The sequence below is a fragment of the Veillonella rogosae JCM 15642 genome (assembly GCF_002959775.1).
GTDB classification, from domain to species: domain Bacteria; phylum Bacillota; class Negativicutes; order Veillonellales; family Veillonellaceae; genus Veillonella; species Veillonella rogosae.
Genome location: NZ_PPCX01000011.1, coordinates 21,980 through 39,173 on the forward strand (window position 1 = coordinate 21,980; position 17,194 = coordinate 39,173).

13 protein-coding genes are annotated in these 17,194 nt (G+C 39.7%); 3 read left to right on the forward strand and 10 right to left on the reverse strand.

Features of this window, described 5'->3' with window-relative positions:
- Window positions 1-106: 106 nt before the first annotated feature.
- Window positions 107-1,594, forward strand: coding sequence for a sodium/proline symporter PutP (putP, locus tag VRHSUH09_RS07915; RefSeq protein ID WP_105081874.1), 1,488 nt, complete (start codon window positions 107-109; stop codon window positions 1,592-1,594).
- A 54-nt stretch (window positions 1,595-1,648) separates the two neighbouring features.
- Here putP and VRHSUH09_RS07920 read toward each other — a convergent pair whose 3' ends face one another.
- From VRHSUH09_RS07920 to nifJ, 3 genes are all read right to left on the reverse strand, one after another.
- A complete protein-coding gene (locus VRHSUH09_RS07920; protein ID WP_105081875.1) occupies window positions 1,649-2,677 on the reverse strand; it encodes a helix-turn-helix transcriptional regulator in 1,029 nt (342 codons plus the stop codon).
- A gap of 355 nt (window positions 2,678-3,032) precedes the next feature.
- Window positions 3,033-4,649 carry a methyltransferase regulatory domain-containing protein gene (locus VRHSUH09_RS07925; protein ID WP_105081876.1) on the reverse strand — a complete coding sequence of 539 codons (1,617 nt, stop codon included), beginning with the start codon at window positions 4,647-4,649 and terminating at the stop codon, window positions 3,033-3,035.
- A 204-nt stretch (window positions 4,650-4,853) separates the two neighbouring features.
- A complete protein-coding gene (gene nifJ / locus VRHSUH09_RS07930; protein ID WP_105081877.1) occupies window positions 4,854-8,390 on the reverse strand; it encodes a pyruvate:ferredoxin (flavodoxin) oxidoreductase in 3,537 nt (1,178 codons plus the stop codon).
- A gap of 386 nt (window positions 8,391-8,776) precedes the next feature.
- Between nifJ and VRHSUH09_RS07935 the strand changes: the two genes are divergently transcribed.
- Together VRHSUH09_RS07935 and VRHSUH09_RS07940 are read left to right on the forward strand one after the other, a co-directional pair.
- On the forward strand, window positions 8,777-9,700 hold the full coding sequence (locus VRHSUH09_RS07935; protein WP_009351004.1) for a LysR family transcriptional regulator: 924 nt from the start codon (window positions 8,777-8,779) through the stop codon (window positions 9,698-9,700).
- The gene (locus VRHSUH09_RS07940; protein WP_105081878.1) at window positions 9,700-10,119 is read left to right on the forward strand and encodes a hypothetical protein; all 420 of its coding nucleotides are present in this window, start codon (window positions 9,700-9,702) and stop codon (window positions 10,117-10,119) included. The genes VRHSUH09_RS07935 and VRHSUH09_RS07940 overlap by 1 nt, the downstream gene beginning before the upstream one ends.
- Before the next feature lie 146 nt (window positions 10,120-10,265).
- On the opposite strand, the gene VRHSUH09_RS07945 is transcribed toward VRHSUH09_RS07940, so the two are convergent.
- The 7 genes from VRHSUH09_RS07945 to citD all read right to left on the reverse strand — a co-directional run bounded on the left by VRHSUH09_RS07945 (window position 10,266) and on the right by citD (window position 17,076).
- Window positions 10,266-11,156, reverse strand: a complete 891-nt coding sequence (locus VRHSUH09_RS07945; RefSeq protein ID WP_009351034.1) for a hypothetical protein — start codon at window positions 11,154-11,156, stop codon at window positions 10,266-10,268.
- A gap of 154 nt (window positions 11,157-11,310) precedes the next feature.
- Window positions 11,311-12,624 carry an MFS transporter gene (locus VRHSUH09_RS07950; RefSeq protein ID WP_105081879.1) on the reverse strand — a complete coding sequence of 438 codons (1,314 nt, stop codon included), beginning with the start codon at window positions 12,622-12,624 and terminating at the stop codon, window positions 11,311-11,313.
- 242 nt (window positions 12,625-12,866) lie between these two features.
- Window positions 12,867-13,223, reverse strand: coding sequence for a cupin domain-containing protein (locus VRHSUH09_RS07955; protein ID WP_038125713.1), 357 nt, complete (start codon window positions 13,221-13,223; stop codon window positions 12,867-12,869).
- 28 nt (window positions 13,224-13,251) lie between these two features.
- A complete protein-coding gene (locus VRHSUH09_RS07960; protein WP_054747946.1) occupies window positions 13,252-14,127 on the reverse strand; it encodes a DUF4261 domain-containing protein in 876 nt (291 codons plus the stop codon).
- Window positions 14,128-14,304: 177 nt separating this feature from the next.
- Window positions 14,305-15,852, reverse strand: a complete 1,548-nt coding sequence (gene citF, locus VRHSUH09_RS07965) for a citrate lyase subunit alpha (RefSeq protein WP_105081880.1) — start codon at window positions 15,850-15,852, stop codon at window positions 14,305-14,307.
- A complete protein-coding gene (locus VRHSUH09_RS07970) occupies window positions 15,842-16,807 on the reverse strand; it encodes an HpcH/HpaI aldolase/citrate lyase family protein (protein ID WP_105081881.1) in 966 nt (321 codons plus the stop codon). The genes citF and VRHSUH09_RS07970 overlap by 11 nt, the downstream gene beginning before the upstream one ends.
- Window positions 16,807-17,076, reverse strand: coding sequence for a citrate lyase acyl carrier protein (gene citD / locus VRHSUH09_RS07975; protein ID WP_009351290.1), 270 nt, complete (start codon window positions 17,074-17,076; stop codon window positions 16,807-16,809). The genes VRHSUH09_RS07970 and citD overlap by 1 nt, the downstream gene beginning before the upstream one ends.
- Between the last annotated feature and the right edge of the window lie 118 nt (window positions 17,077-17,194).

Below are 17,194 nucleotides of genomic sequence, written 5' to 3' on the forward strand. Positions count from 1 at the left end.
TAAAGTGCTAATATATGATACAATAAGAATTATTGATAATACTATAGAATGAAAATTTAACCTAAAATTTAATCTAAAATTTAACCTAAGGAGGTTTTATATAGTCATGACACAAGACAACTTAATGATTATTATCGCCTTTGCCTTATACCTGGGACTCATGATGTATATCGGGATCTACTACTATCGCAAATCGAACAGCATCGGTGATTACATCCTCGGTGGCCGACAACTAGGCCCATGGATTACAGCGCTTAGCGCGGAGGCCTCTGATATGAGTGGTTGGATGCTTATGGGTGTTCCAGGCCTCGCGTATACAACGGGGATTTCAGGAGTATGGATTGCCGTAGGCCTTACGTTAGGTACTTGGGCAAACTGGAAATTCGTTTCTAGACGCTTGCGTAACCATACTGAGGTAGCTAGTGACAGTTTAACTTTACCGGACTATTTGAAAAATCGTTTCCACGATCAATCTCATTCGGTAGCCGTTATCTCCGCCCTATTTATCTTGATTTTCTTCTTGATTTATACATCATCGGGCTTTGTGGCAGGGGGCAAGTTATTCAATACCATCTTTGGTCTTGATTACACCGTATCCCTCTTCATCACCGCAGGCATCGTCGTATTTTACACCTTCCTCGGTGGTTTCCTCGCTGTATCTTGGACGGACTGTATTCAAGGGGCATTGATGTTCTTTGCCATCTTAGCAGTGCCGATTACAGCAGCCATGTTCATGGGCGGCCCTGTAGAAACATTCCAACTCATCCAACAGGAGTTTCCTCAAGGTCTTAACTTATTTGGTAATCCATCCGATTGGTTCACTTGGGCTATCGGCTTAATCTCCGCTCTCGGTTGGGGTCTAGGTTACTTTGGTCAACCCCATATTCTCGTAAGATTCATGGCCATCTCCGATGCTAAAGAGTTAAAAAAATCTACGAATATCGCCATGGTATGGGTTATCTTATCCCTTATGGCAGCTATCGCGGTAGGCCTCATCGGTCACGTATACATGTTACCTGATAAACTGGTAGGTACTGATGCGGAAACAGTGTTCCTCATCATGACAGAACGTCTCTTTACACCATTTGTAGCAGGTCTCATCTGGTCTGCAGTACTCGCAGCTATCATGAGTACTGCCTCTGCACAATTGTTAGTAACAGCTTCCGCTATTGCTAATGACTTCTATGCAAATATCATTCATCCTAAAGCAGGCGATAAGGAGCTTGTACTAGTAAGCCGTATCGTAGTACTTATCGTAGCATTGATTGCCATCTATATGGCAATGGATCCAGATAGCTACATCTTAACAATGGTTGCCTATGCATGGGCAGGCTTTGGTGCTGCCTTTGGTCCAGCCATCTTGTTCTCCTTGTTCTGGAAACGCATGACACGTCATGGCTGTATCGCTGGTATCGTAGTTGGTGGTTTAACAGTACTAATTTGGAAACAATTTGAATTCCTTGGTCTATACGAAATCGTGCCAGGATTCCTCTTCTCTTCCATCGCGATTTACGTGGTAAGTATCATGGATAAATTACCGCCTCGTCCAGTTCTTAAGGACTATAAAGAAGCAGAGAAAATGCACGTCCTATAAAACAGAACACATAAAAATAGAGCTAGTTGATTCAACGATCAACTAGCTCTTTTATTATGAATATTGTTGTAAGCCTTCTTTTATAGCTTCCTTCACTTCAGTCACCAAGGATGCTGGTGAAAGTACTTTTACACTTTGCATATATTGGAGCGCCCAATATTTAAAAGCGTGATGATTTACACGTACACGACATACCACATCATCAGGTGTTACATCACTAAATTCCACATTACCATCGAACCAATCTAAGATTTGATTTACGATAGAACGTTTTGCTTTAAAGCTTACGGTAACGGATTCACCACCGAACATATAAATATGCTCTTTTACGTATTGAGACACATTAAAGGTGCGTTGCTGTTGGTATCCCTTTATCTCCCGTAAAGGTTTTCTCCGTTCGCTTAGCACCGTAATATGTGCAATACGATCGACGCGCAATGTAGACATGTCGTCATAATTTTCGTGGTTTCCAACAAGGTAATAATGTCCCCGATTCATTACTAGTTGGAATGGATTAAATACATATTTCCGTTCCTTGTTGTCTGGACCAAGATTGATATGTAAACGCTTATCCACGTCAGGTTGGCAATAGGCCAACGAAATTTTTCTCCCCTTTTGTATCGCTTCTTCTATGAGATCAATGTTAAGGAATAAGTCCTGGCTCCTATGAAGGTAACCTGTAGCACTTTCAATATCAATACCATGTGGCTTGAAATGAGAACTGCCCAGTTTAGCTACACGACTAATTAAATCCTTACGTTGGGATGCTGTAATATGGCGAGAAGCCAACACACCATCAATCAATAATCGCAATTCCGAATCTTCAAAAGTATGAATCATGTAGAAATCGGTACGGCGAATAGTGCCATCTGCTCCCACGGCAGACTCTTCACATTGAATACCAAAATCACCAGATTCATATAAATCATTTAAATGACGGCCTAAGGTCTTCCGATCCACGGACACCTCGTACCGCTCAGCTAATATACTGCGGATCTCCTCTTGAGATAAAGTATGATTAGCATCTGTTTCACTTTTCAGGATTTCTAGTATGTATACTAGAACTGCCTTCTTAGATGCCATAAAAGACTCCTTTTACAAATAATACAATTAGTACAACTAATACAATTTATATAATCATCCACAACACACCGGATGATGTTCACAAAAATACCCATACATAGTATACCATACTTTTCATATATGGTTCATTTATTTCTCATTAATTTTATCGATTTACTATACTTTTTTGGCAAGATTAAATAACTAAATGTAATAATTATTAAATAATTCTAAATTTAATTATATAAAACAAAACCCGTTAACACTTTTTACATATAAATGTTATAAGTGTAACGGGTTTTGATTTTCACCATGAAATTAATATGAACAAAAATTTCTTTAAAAGCTCAGAATTCTAATATATTGTTAGTCCCTTTTAAGAAATACCATCTGTTTTCTTATTTCTAAGGAAACCTAGATCTCCCATGCGCTTTGTCAACTCATTATAAAAGGCTTCTGCCATGGCATTTTGGTGCTTACTAGTTTGCGATTTATCGGCACTAAAAATGGTATCTTTAATTTTTTTAGTTAAAGTAGACTTAGATTTTGGTTTATTCAACAACTCCATGAACATTAAATCTTCTTCAGAAATATCTCCAATAGCATCATTAAATGAATTCCCACCGTAAATATACTCACCACCACCATCAGCTATGGCTTTCACTAAGTTTGTAAATCGTGCCGGTACATAGGATAGACCTTCCATGTACTCTTGCTTTTCTGGGAATGTTTTATAGAAACGAATACCACCGCGTACCATATGTTCTACTACAGCTTTATATAAGCTGCATACAGCAGGTTCCAATTCATCATCAGATGCATTAGCCGCCTCATGAGCCGCTTTTAATATAGCTAATGCTTCAATCATGTTAAAGGTGCCACCATCCTTGATTAGAGCTTGAAACGTATCTTTTACTAAGGTGTTTTCAAACATTTCCAAAGCCTCTTCATCAAATAGAATTTGGAAGGTAAAGTTATTTATGGCAGTACGCACAGGAATTGTATTTACTTCAGCAGGATTCGACACAGCATAACTGATATCTTTCGCAGCACTTGCTTTACAAATAATAGACTTACGGAATGTGGTATCAAGCATAAAATCTAAATATTGCTCTTGATCTGCTTGGCTGTTAGGCGCTAGTTGCTCAAGTTTGTCTGCAATGCTTTCATCATAAGTACGAACCATAGACAATGTAAGATCTGCATCACCTACATAAGCGAGATTATTAGCCTTAAGATGGTCGTTAAATTGATAGAGATAACATGGATCATTATGAGGTTCTAAATGGTCATGACCTACATAATAGTCGTCCTTTTGCATAACAGAGCGCAAGGCACCGAGGAATTTACTATTACGTTCTTTAAGATTATCGTAGTTAAGGATTTGGGCACCTACCAAGCTACCCACAGTCTTACCACGCAATACCTTTTCCTTATGCGTAGATTCATCATGGCCACGATTAGCAAATAACATGAGCTGACGAACCTCTTCCATGGTATGCCAGCCTGGATAGGTATTATAAGATACGTAAGCAATACCATTATCAGCTAAATGATTGGAAATAATATCAAGCAATTTATCCTTCATTTCATCGCTGATCCAAGAGTAGAAACCATGCGCAATAATATAGTCAAAGGTTCCCATTGATTCATCAAAATTCAAGATATCCCCTTGTACTAAAGATACATTATCAAGTTTTGCATCCCCGATAATTTTATTCCCCTTCTCTACTTGGTCTTGTGAAAGTTCAATCCCTACAAAGGTCGCTTCAGGATTGTGAGCTGCTTGGGAAATGATATTACCACCATAGGTAGCACCTAATTCAAGGACACGCGCCGTTTTAGCCGTTGGTGGCTTAAGACCCACAAGTGTACCATATGCCTCTAAATAGGCAGGTGTAGTAAAAGGAAATGGATAGGATTTATAGCCTAACTCTTTATATATCGTTTGTTGCATTTCTTCATTTACCATCTGTGTATTATCCTTAGCCATATATACCTCTATATTTAATATTAGAATTATTCAAATATGTATTACTAACATTATGTATTGCTAGCATTATGCATAGCTACTTATCATTATACCAAATTCCAAATATATTACCTATGTTTTAAGCAGTTGATACTTAAATAATACAACAAAAAGAGGCACCCTCGAAAGGGTGCCTCATATAGTTATCAGTCGTTAAATAACGAATTATTTTACGTCTTCAAAACCTTTTTGTAAGCGAACATAGCTTAAGCGACGTTCTTTAGCGTCTTGTTCAGTTTTAGCGAACAATTCTTCTGCAACGTCTGGAGCTGCTTTAGCCAAGGAAGCGTAACGTACTTCACCTTTAAGGAAGTCTTGGAAGCTTTCAGTTGGTTCTTTGGAATCCAAGGAGAATGGATTTTTACCTTCTTCTTTAAGTTGAGGGTTGTATCTGTAAAGATCCCAGTAACCAGCTGCAACTGCTTTACGTTGTTCTTCTTGAGCTTTACCCATACCAGCTTTAATACCATGGTTGATACATGGGCTGTAAGCGATGATCAAGGATGGACCTGGATATGCTTCAGCTTCTGTAACAGCTTTCATCAATTGGTTTTTGTCTGCGCCCATAGCTACTTGTGCTACGTATACATAACCATAAGACATAGCCATCATGCCAAGGTCTTTTTTCTTAGTACGTTTACCAGAAGCTGCGAATTGAGCAACTGCTGCTACGTTAGTGGATTTGGAAGCTTGACCACCAGTGTTGGAGTATACTTCAGTATCGAATACGAAGATGTTGATGTCTTCGCCAGAAGCTAATACATGGTCAACACCACCGAAACCGATATCGTATGCCCAGCCGTCACCACCGAAGATCCAGTGGGAACGTTTGATCAAGAATTGTTTTTTCTCAAGAAGTTCTTTCAACTCAGGAGTTGTAGCACCTTCAGCTTCGATAGCTGCTACTAAACGTTCGGAACGTTGACGAGTAGCCGCACCAAGGTTAGCGAATTCAAGCCATTGTTCTAAAGCTTCTTTCAATTCGCCAGTAGCAGTTTCAGCAGCTTTCGCAGCCACTTCTGCTAATTGTTGACGAACTTTCTTAACGCCGATGTACATACCATAACCATACTCAGCATTGTCCTCGAACAAGGAGTTAGCCCAGGAAGGACCTTGACCTTGTTGGTTAGTTGTGTATGGAGATGCAGGCATGGAAGCACCCCAGATGGAGGAACAACCAGTTGCATTGGCAATCATCATGCGGTCGCCGAATAATTGAGTTAACAATTTAGCGTAAGGAGTTTCACCACAACCTGCGCAAGCACCGGAGAACTCGAACAATGGTTGTTCGAATTGAGAACCTTTAAGAGTCTCTTTCTTCATAGGGTTTTCTTTTACAGGAAGGTTAACACCGTAATTCCAAGCTTCAGCTTGTTCAATTTCAGTGTCGATGGAAGTCATTACGATAGCTTTGCCTTTTGGAGATGGACAGATATCAACACAGTTACCGCAGCCCAAGCAGTCTAATGGGGATACTGCGATACGGAATTGAAGATCTTTAGCGCCCATAGCAGGGATTGTATCGAAATGTTCTGGAGCCGCAGCCACTTCTGCTTCAGTTGCCAAGATTGGACGAATTGTAGCATGTGGACATACGAAGGAACATTGGTTACATTGGATACAGTTTTCTGGTAACCATTTTGGAACGAACAATGCAGGACCGCGTTTTTCGAATTTAGCAGTACCAGCAGGTAATGTACCGTCTTCGTAACCAGCGAATGTGGATACAGGAAGATCGTAACCAGCTTGAGCATTGATTGGTTGTGCAATGTTTTGAACGTAGGATGGACAAGACTCACAACCAGGTTTTACTGTGTGGTTGCCTTCATCAACAGCGTTTTTCCAGTCAGCAGGAACATCTACTTTTACCAAAGCGCCAACGCCTTGATCGATAGCAGCATTGTTCATGTCAACGATATTTTGACCTTTTTTACCGTAAGAAGTTACTACGGATTCTTTAAGGTATTTAACAGCATCTTCAACAGGGATGATTTCAGTCAATTTGAAGAACGCAGCTTGAGTTACCATGTTGATACGACCGCCCAAACCGATTTCGGAAGCGATTTTCGCAGCATTGATGATGTAGAAGTTCAATTCTTTTTCTGCGATTTGACGACGTAATTTAGCAGGTAAATGTTCGTCCAATTCTTCAGGAGACCAAGTACAGTTCAATAAGAATGTACCACCTTTTTTGATGCCGCGGATCAAGTCGTATTCATGTACGTAAGATTGACGGTGACATGCTACGAATTGAGGTTCAGTTACCAAGTAAGGTAAGTTGATTGGGTTTTTACCAAAACGAAGGTGAGACATTGTTACGCCACCAGATTTTTTGGAGTCGTAGTCGAAGTATGCTTGAGCATACATGTCAGTGTGGTCACCGATGATTTTGATAGCGGATTTATTCGCACCTACAGTACCGTCAGAACCGAAGCCCCAGAATTTACATTCAGTCAAACCAGGAGTTTCTACTTCTACGCCTTCAGCACGATCTAAGGACAAGAATGTAACATCGTCATTGATACCCAATGTGAAGAATTTCTTGCCATTTTCAGCAGCTAAGTTATCAAATACAGAAACGATGTCTGCAGGGATAACGTCTTTGGAGCTCAAACCATAACGACCAGCGATAACTTTTACATTACGGCCGCCGTCAACTACAGCTGCTTGTACATCCAAGAACAATGGTTCAGCCAAAGCGCCTGGTTCTTTAGTACGGTCAAGAACTGCAATGCGTTCTACAGTTTGAGGAAGAGCTTTCAACAAACGATCTGTTGCGAATGGACGGAACAAGTGAACGTTGATGAAACCTACTTTACGACCCAATTTGTTGAGGTAATCAACAGTGGATTGTACTACTTGAGCGGAAGAACCCATAGTAACGACTACGTCAGTTGCATCAGGAGCACCATGGTAGTTGAACAATTGGTAGTTAGTACCAGCCAATTTGTTAACTTCGTTCATGTAATGTTCTACAACGTCTGGAAGTTCCAAGTAGAATTTGTTGGATGCTTCACGATGTTGGAAGTATACGTCAGGGTTTTCTGCAGTACCACGAGTTACAGGAGCATCTGGGTTCAAAGCGTTTTTACGGAAAGCTTTAACAGCGTCCATGTCTACTAATGGTTTCAAATCTTCATAGTCCCAGATTTCGATTTTTTGAATTTCGTGGGATGTACGGAAACCGTCGAAGAAGTTGATGAAAGGTACGCGAGTTTTAATAGCTGTCAAATGAGCTACCGCGGACAAGTCCATTACTTCTTGTACGGAGGATTCAGCTAGCATAGCGCAACCGGATGCACGAGCAGCCATAACGTCTTGATGATCACCAAAGATAGACAAAGCATGTGCAGCCAATGCACGAGCAGCTACTTGGAATACACCTGGAAGTAATTCACCTGCTACTTTGTATAAATTAGGAAGCATCAATAACAAACCTTGGGAAGATGTGAAAGTTGTTGTTAATGCGCCAGCTTGTAAGGAACCGTGGAATGCAGCAGCAGCGCCTGCTTCAGATTGCATTTCTACAACTTGAACAGTGTTGCCGAAGATGTTTTTACGACCAGCAGCAGACCATTCGTCAATGTGTTCTGGCATTGGGGAAGATGGAGTGATTGGGTAAATCGCAGCAACTTCTGTAAAACCATAAGAAACGTGAGCAGCCGCTTGGTTGCCGTCCATAGTTTTAAATTTACGACTCATGTGATTATTGCCTCCTTAAGCGTTTAGCAAAAATAGAACACTTGCTTAATCTATCATTATGTTTAGGAATAACAACCATTACAAACTTGCGTACATGAAAAAATAATGCAATAATATATATGTTATATATAATACGGCATTATGTGTGAACATACTTTTTTGTAATGGGCACAACCATAATTCCTAATATCATAACTTGATATAGCCCTATAAGCTAATTATAACGTGCTGGGCCCTATCAACGCAACACATACAGTGACTGTCGCTTTGCCAATATTGCTATTCATGCTTTACATAAAGTAATAGCTAGTTGCATTCTAGTAATAACTATTCTCATTTAGTTAGGTCACTTCCTATAACCAAGTTTTATTTTTAGGGGGTTAATTATGGATTTTCATCATTTGAAATACTTCGTTGAAGTAGCTGATCAAAAAAGCTTCAGTAAGGCTGCGAGGAATTTACACATCTCCCAATCTGCTATCAGCCGTACTATCAAAGCTTTAGAAGACGAACTTGGTGTTGTTCTCTTCATGCGTAATGCTAAATCTGTAGAACTTACTGATGGGGGTACCATCTTCTTAACCCACGCTAAACGCGTTGTGTTTATGTTTGAACATCTAAAAACTGATTTTGAAAATGAATTTCGTTTGGAGCAAGGTTCCATCCGAATTGGTATTCCACCAATTACAGATGCACCAATCTTTGCCCAATTATTAGGGGAGTTCAAAAAAGTATATCCGCAAATTGAATTAGAGCTATATGAACAAGGTTCTAAAAAGGTTGAAATCAGCGTTCAAGAAGGTTTAATTGATATTGGTATCATCTGTACTAAACCAAACCCTAAAGAATTTGAGTCCTTCTACCTTACTAGTGACCCACTTTCCGTTATCATTCCAAAATCTAGCCCTCTAGCAAAGGAAAAAGAAATTCGTTTAGAAATGTTAGCTGATGAATCCTTTGTATTACACAAAGATGACTTCAACTTACATGACGAAATCATCAAAGCTTGTAAGCACACCGGTTTCCAACCGCATATCGTGTTTGAAACAAGTCAACGTGATCTTATGTTACAAACGGTTAGTGCAGACCTTGCCATCGCATTGTTACCATCTCGCCTCTGCCCTGAGGTAGGTGAAAATACTGAGGTTGGTTCCAAGGTTGTCGTAAGACCACTAGTGCCTGAAATCATTCATACCCTCTATGTTATTTGGAAAAAAGGTCATTACCTCTCCCACGCTTCTCGCTTGTGGTTAGACTTTGTAAATTCCAAATTACCATTACCTGGATTACAACTCGAGGATCGTCAATAATGAATAAAACATCTGGGCTCGCAGCTAAATTGCGGGCCCTTTTGAAAGCTAAAGAAGCTCCTATGTGGGGCGTGATTATTGTGCTGGTTATTGTTATAATCTTCCAGCAAATACAAATTTCAGAATTACAATGGCGCGTCGATGAAGACCACGATGGCTCCACCACTAATAGCGTAGCAGGTCGCCTATACATCCTAGAAGGGATGGCTAATAAACATGGCGATCAATTAGACGAAGTCTTTAAAAGTATTCGCCAACTCCAAAACGATGGTGCTAAGTACGACTGGGAGCTAAAACAACTACAATGGTTACACCCAGAACTCAAAGTACAACCACCAGAGGCCAATCCACACCAATTCAAATCGACAGACTTAAACCTCGATATGAACCCTGGGAAAGTGCCTGATGTAAAAAAATAAAAAATGCCAGATACAACGATTAGACTCAAATGAGTAATAATACTGTATCTGGCATTTTTAGTTTATGATTTTATTTATCTATATTCAATAACAGAATAATTTTGTTACACAAACACTGAAATTTATTTAACTTACGTTCTATTACATTAATTAAAAATTGTAACATCTTTTATTTTTCTATCTAGCCGATAATAATCATATAATGCAAAAGATTTATCATATGCTTTTTCCTGCTCTCGTACCACAGAATAATGCCTATGATGGAAATTACCTTCATCATCTATATAAAGATAAAGATTTTTCTGGGCCATAACGCCAAATCCCATAGCTTCTAAGCCATAGCCTTTATGAACCCCGTCATTAGTATTTAGATAATCACGTAGTTCTGCTTCACGAGCTTTGTTTACCCAGCCCAATTCCAACACTCTACTAACTAAAGCATCTTCAGCGGCCTTATATGCTTTATCTGCGGCTACCAATCCTTTATCAGGGAACCCCTGAGTAGTCTCTTCATAACCAAATCCCGTTACACCAATTAAGTTTCCAGAGCCATATCTATTCTCATAAAAAATAATGGGATCTGCTACAGTAACAATTTTATCCACAAAAGGATTCCAATAGTTAGAATCAATATATCGCTCCTGCGCTTTATATTCAACAAAATATTGAGTTTTACCGGCATCATTAATTGTTGGTTTAATTTCTATTGTTCCATTCTCATATGTATAAATTGATGAATCAACATAATAAGCAGATACATAGTAATCACCAAGTATTGGCTTCAGTTTATTTTGCAACGCCTTAAGTGTATCAATTTGATTTTGATTATAAATAAATTTTGCTCGCCCTATATTCTTAACTGCCGTTTCCCAAGAATCATAAGGACCTGAAACTTCAACAATGTCACGATTATGTACAGCCAATCGCTCAAAGGCAGCTCGCCCTTCACCAGTCGGGTCATATAATGATATAGCATTTACAGATGCGCCTAGTGTAAAAATTGTTAATACGGCTGCTAAAAATAACTTTCTATACATATTATCCTCTCTTAATTTTATCCTGTAGATTCTATTATTCTTATTATACATAAAACAACATTATTACTAAAGGAAAAGAGCTATATCTCTATATAACCGCTATTATGCGAGAGTATTAAAGATATAGCTCTTTTTAAATTTGATTCAGGGCTACTTAGTCCTCTTTGTGTTCCATAGATTTTGGAAGTGTTAAAATCAATAGACCTGCAAGGAACATGCATGCACCCATTACGTAATAGCCTATTGCAAAGCTACCCGTATGACCATTGATAAAACCAAGCATATAAGGACCTACCCAGCCACCTACGTTACCGGAAGAATTAATAAGCCCCATTGCACCTGCTGCGGCTGCACCAGATAAGAACGTAGTCGGCATGGTCCACCATACACCCATACCACCGTAAACACCAACAGCCGTTAAACAGATGAATAACAAGCTAATTTCTGGAGATGGACTGTGTGGTGTAGCAATAAAACCAAAGGTGCCAATAAACAAGGTAGTAGCAATATGCCAACGTTTTTCATTGCGCTTCTCTGAGGAGTGACCACAGTATACTTGCACAAGTAATGCAGCCGTCATTGGGATAGCAATAGACCAAGCTACCACACTTGGTGGCCAGCCAGATAAACTTTTAAGTACTTGAGGCATCCAGAAGCTAAAGCCCCAGAAGCCAATAATCCATAAGAAGTAAATTAAAGATAAAAGTAATACTTTAGGATCTCTTAAGGCTTGCCAAGTTGTATATTTCTTAACCTCTTGTTTTTTAGCTTCCTCTTTAGCTAATTCTTCTTTCATGTAAGCTTTCTCTGCATCACTTACCCAAGAAGCTTGTTCTGGTTTTTCTTTCATCCAGAATGCAAAAATGAAAGCAAAGATTACAGCAGGTAATGCCTCTACAATGAAGAGTGTGCGCCACCCATGTAAGCCAAAGAATGTTGTATCAAGTAATATACCAGCTAACGGACCACCAATGATATTAGAGAATAACAAAGACGTAAGCATCAAGGAAATGGCCTTTGCTCGCTCCTTTGGTAAGAACCAGTTAGGAATCAACAAGGAATATACTACGGGATACAATGACGCTTCACATAAACCTAGTAGGAATCGATATAAGTAAAACTCCCATACAGTAGTCATGGTCGTCATTAGGACACACACTATGCCCCAACTAAACATAATGCGTGCAATCCAAAGCATAGCATTGCAACGTGCAGCGATCAAAGATGCAGGCACCTCAAAGAGAACATAGCCAATAAAGAAAATACCTGCGCCCATGCCAAAGACCTCTGGTGTCAGCCAAGGCAAGTTTTCTTTCATCGTTAAGCCAGCATAGGCAATATTTACACGGTCCAAAAAGGCAATAATAGAAACAATAAATAATGGCAGGACTACATGGAGCATACGCCGCGTCGTAAAGTCCTTAAAATCGATGGCCCCACTTTGAGGCTCTGGTGTAGATGAGTTCATATAATTCCTTTCTACTACTTAAGATATTACATACCTTATTATCTTAAGAAAACAAAAGTCCTCTGTCAATGGAATTATATAGAATATAGAAATAACAAATAGGAATAGCGAAATCAAAATGATAGCATCTGAAAATAGAAAAGGTATATTCACAAAGAGTGACTGTATAAAATAAAAAAGCACTTTATAGTATAATGCTGTCTCTATTACAAGATAACAAAATACTATAAAGTGCTTTCATATTAATTTGTACTAACAGGATCATAATCAGCAGGTACAGGAGCAACGATACTTACAAAGATAACATCTTCTGTTCCAGTATTTTTTGCGCCATGACATTCACCCTTTTTAGATACTATAACTTGCCCCTTTGTAAAAGGCACCTCCGTATCAGGCGTTGGATAAAATACCCCCTTGCCTTGCAATATAACCCATATATCATCAGAGTTATGATGGTAATGCTTTGGTAAGGTTTGACCAGGTTTAATAACCCATACTGAACCACCTGTGGAATCAGTTTGATAAAATGGAGTCCTAACAGCTTTCTCTAGACTTTCAACTTTCACAAGTTCCATGTCAAAAACACGTTGATCATTCATAATGCTCACACCTTTCATCAATTACCAACTAGCGAGTGCCCGATGCATATTCGCCCAAATTAATATCTATAACAGTACGAACAGGTTGAATCAAGGAATCCTCATACTGAACCTTCCATTTAATATCTGGATTCAGATCTCCATTTTCTAAGCCTGCAATCGTTTGCCCGTCATCAATAGGATTATCGTGCTCAAAAATATAGTACAACACACTATACGCATGATTTACAATATCATCGGGATTCATACCATGAAAATGGTACTGCAAATCAGGGTAGAATAAGGTGCTCATACCTAACGTATCAACCATCATATCATCTGTGCCTTGAATGCTAAAGTAACGCACATTTACGGCATAATAAATAAAACGAGTCACATTTTTATCTGGATGATTTTCAATGGTTTCACGACTTAAAAACTTACGAGATGGACCAAAGACAACAGCCTTGCAAGATGGATATAACTCCAACAGAGCATCTACATATTTCACGAGCATATCGGCACGTTCTTTAGGCTCTAAACCTGAAGCTAACATATCGGTAGCAAATACTCTATATCGGCACTCATCTAGCAACTCATCTACATTTGGACAATCCCACACCTGACTACGCTCAAAATCATCTAGTACAGGTTTATCGATTTTCTCACAATTCGTCACCATTAAGGTCGGTGAAATATCGGCATCATTGTCCTCATAATGAACCTTATAATTTTGAGGTGCCAAACCAGCAGATTCCGCTCCATAACTAAAGCAATCAACAGGGCCTAAATGCTTTGTAAATACATCAACCATTGCATTACGAGCAGGCATATCGCACTGCTCCGGCATTAATAACTCAAGGAAAAACAAACCGCCAGGACGAACAGAGTTATCTGTTAGATCTTGTTTAAATACTTGGCTCATAGTCTCTCCTAACATTAAAATATAAATTGAAACAAAGCTTCCCCCCTTATAGTATATCAAAGGTTTATAAGTATAACAATCATTTAGATATATAACTACAAATATTTTCGAGTATATAATATAACGCAAAAACACTCCCTACAAATCCGAAGATTATAGGGAGTGTTTTGATTTTAATTATAGAGGTTTACGAACCACGTCGATGATAGAGCCATCGCGGTATTCTACGATTGCCACGATGTCTTCGTCTTTGTCAGACACAGGAATGTCTTGTGGTTTACCAACTAAGTCAAATGCTAATTGTTGTAATTCTTCAATTGTGAAGATAGGCAAGTTGCTATCTTTGAAGCGTTCAATCAAATCAGTGCGAGTTGGGTTGATTGCGATACCATATTCAGTAACAAGTACGTCAATGGAGGAGCCTGGTGTAATTACAGTAGCTACTTTATCACGGATCATTGGCAAGCGGCCACGGATCAATGGGCAAGTAATAACTGTGCATTTAGCACCTGCTGCTGTATCGGAGTGACCGCCAGAAGCGCCCATCAATACGCCATTGGAGTCAGTCATTACGTTTACGTTGAAATCAAGGTCGATTTCAGTAGCACCAAGGAATACTACGTCTAAGTAGTTAGTAGTGCAGTCTGTCCAAGGGTTAGCGTACATGGAAGCAGACATTTCGATATGTGCAGAGTTTTTATCCAAAGATGCTGCTGCAGTAGTATCGAATGTTTGAGTATCGTAAATAGCGCGAATCAAACCTTCTTCAAGCATGCCAGTCAAGATACCAGTAGCACCACCGATAGCAAAGCCAGCAACTTCACCGCGTTTGCGAAGTTTTTCACCGATGAATTTCGCCACAGTCAATGGAGCACCACCAGCGCCCAATTGGAATACGAAACCGTCTTTAATGATGCCAGCTTGGTCAAGGAATTCACCAGCTAATTCAGCAATTTTGATTTGGATAGGGTTTTTAGTGAAACCTACCGCACCAGAAGCTATACCTTCTGGATCACCAATGCTTTCAACCTCAACAACATAATCTACGTCAGTTTGAGGAATTGCATAGTTGTGTACATAGTCAACTAAGTTATCAGTGATGATAACAGTTGTATCTGCATAGTGGGAGTCAACTTTAGCATAGCCAAGTGCACCACATGCGGATTTGCCTGTACGACCAGTAGCATTACCACGTGGGTCAGCTGTAGGAGCGCCCATGAAAGCCACGTCGATATGAACTTCGCCACATTCGATAGCACGAGCACGGCCACCGTGGGAACGAATGATTACAGGGCGTTTCAATACGCCTGGGTTTTGTGTTAAGAATTTACCAAGACGATCGCGCAAGCCAGATGTTTCGATAGCTGTTACAGTACCATCTTGAATCATTTCTACTAAGAACTCATGGCATGGGGATAAGGAGGAAGACGCAATTGTAATGTCTTTAATACCTTTCGCTTGAACGCGTTCCATAACCATTTTCATTACATAGTCGCCATTGCGCAAGTGATGGTGGAAAGACAATGTCATACCATCTTTTACGCCAGCTTTTTCGATTGCTTCGTCGATAGAAGCAAGAACTTTATTAGTACCCACACGGCTCATGTGTACAGTTTTACCTGCGCGATGAGCTTTTGGTTCGATTGCGAATTCACCTTGGTATACTTCGCGACCTTCTAGTGCTGGGATATTTGTTGGGATATCGCGACCTACTTTATTTAACATCGTATTCTGCTCCTTCCTCTAATTCAACTTTAATACCTGCTGCACGTGCTTTATCAACAACGCGTTGAGCACGAACTACGATAGGACCATCGATCATTTTGCCATCTACAGCGATTACGCCTTTATTGTTGCGCAATGCATCTGCATAGCTGTTCAATACCTTAACGGAATGAGCGATTTCTTTTTCGTCAGGAGTGAATACTTCGTGGATAATTTTAATTTGGCTTGGGTGGATACAAGATTTGCCATCGTACCCCAAAGCTTTAATGAATTCAACTTCTTCGTGGAAACCTTGAGGATCTTTCACGTCGGAGAATACAGTATCAATTACGCGGATACCTGCTTCGCGTGCTGCATGAAGGATTGTTTGACGAGCGAACAACAATTCAACAGCTGGTTTGCTTTTACCAGTGCGAAGGTCAGCACGATAGTCTTCAGCGCCAAGAGCGATAGCAACTACGCGAGGGCCATGGCAGATTTCACGAACATTGTACAAGCCACGAACGGATTCGATAGCTACGATAATGTTGATGGTACCTTCTTCCCAACCGTTAGCTTTTTCTACTTCTTCAATTTTCTTCGCTACGATTTCAACTTCGGAAACGTCCTCAGTTTTAGGTAAACGAATCAAATCAGGTTTGGCAGGAACGATTACATCAAGATCATCATAACCATAAGGAGTTTGTGTAGGATGGTTGATACGAACAACTGTTTCACCGCGGAACTTACGGGATTTCAAAGCTTCTGCAGTTAAAAGACGAGCAGTGTCTTTTTCTGTTACAGCAACAGAATCTTCGATGTCGATCATGATGGAGTCAGCACCGTGAATGTCAGCACTGTTAATCATTTTAGGTGTATTACCAGGTACGAACATCATGGAACGAGACAAGCGTTTTTTAGCAGCCTCTGTTAATGGATTTGTTTTAACTTCTGGGAATGTTTTATCGTTAGCCATTATGCTTTGCTCCCCCTTTCCAATGCGCCTAATACGCGAGCTTTAATTGTGTAATCCCAAGCATTTTTATCTTGTACGATTACTTTCACGCCATCAAAACCAGCTTCTTTTACTGTGTTCAAAACAACGGATTTAATTTGGTCGCCGTATTGACGGATAACTTTGGATGTTAATTCGATTTCGATACCGCTAGCAATCGGTTCAACCGTTACTAATGCATCATTTTTTTCGTCGAAGCCAGCTTGTGCAGCTTTTACTAATTGTGCCATGTTGCATCCTTTCCTTGTGAAACATTTATAAAGTTCAAGTCTGTACAGGCTCGTCGCGAGAGCCCAGTACAGACGATGAATACTAACAATTAAATTCTAACACTCCATAGTGAAAGTT

Excerpts from the sequence above, each read along its gene's own strand:
- putP (WP_105081874.1), top strand. The coding sequence starts at position 107 with ATGACACAAGACAACTTAATGATTATTATCGCCTTTGCCTTATACCTG.
- VRHSUH09_RS07920 (WP_105081875.1), bottom strand. The coding sequence starts at position 2,677 with ATGGCATCTAAGAAGGCAGTTCTAGTATACATACTAGAAATCCTGAAA.
- VRHSUH09_RS07925 (WP_105081876.1), bottom strand. The coding sequence starts at position 4,649 with ATGGCTAAGGATAATACACAGATGGTAAATGAAGAAATGCAACAAACG.
- nifJ (WP_105081877.1), bottom strand. The coding sequence starts at position 8,390 with ATGAGTCGTAAATTTAAAACTATGGACGGCAACCAAGCGGCTGCTCAC.
- VRHSUH09_RS07935 (WP_009351004.1), top strand. The coding sequence starts at position 8,777 with ATGGATTTTCATCATTTGAAATACTTCGTTGAAGTAGCTGATCAAAAA.
- VRHSUH09_RS07940 (WP_105081878.1), top strand. The coding sequence starts at position 9,700 with ATGAATAAAACATCTGGGCTCGCAGCTAAATTGCGGGCCCTTTTGAAA.
- VRHSUH09_RS07945 (WP_009351034.1), bottom strand. The coding sequence starts at position 11,156 with ATGTATAGAAAGTTATTTTTAGCAGCCGTATTAACAATTTTTACACTA.
- VRHSUH09_RS07950 (WP_105081879.1), bottom strand. The coding sequence starts at position 12,624 with ATGAACTCATCTACACCAGAGCCTCAAAGTGGGGCCATCGATTTTAAG.
- VRHSUH09_RS07955 (WP_038125713.1), bottom strand. The coding sequence starts at position 13,223 with ATGAATGATCAACGTGTTTTTGACATGGAACTTGTGAAAGTTGAAAGT.
- VRHSUH09_RS07960 (WP_054747946.1), bottom strand. The coding sequence starts at position 14,127 with ATGAGCCAAGTATTTAAACAAGATCTAACAGATAACTCTGTTCGTCCT.
- citF (WP_105081880.1), bottom strand. The coding sequence starts at position 15,852 with ATGTTAAATAAAGTAGGTCGCGATATCCCAACAAATATCCCAGCACTA.
- VRHSUH09_RS07970 (WP_105081881.1), bottom strand. The coding sequence starts at position 16,807 with ATGGCTAACGATAAAACATTCCCAGAAGTTAAAACAAATCCATTAACA.
- citD (WP_009351290.1), bottom strand. The coding sequence starts at position 17,076 with ATGGCACAATTAGTAAAAGCTGCACAAGCTGGCTTCGACGAAAAAAAT.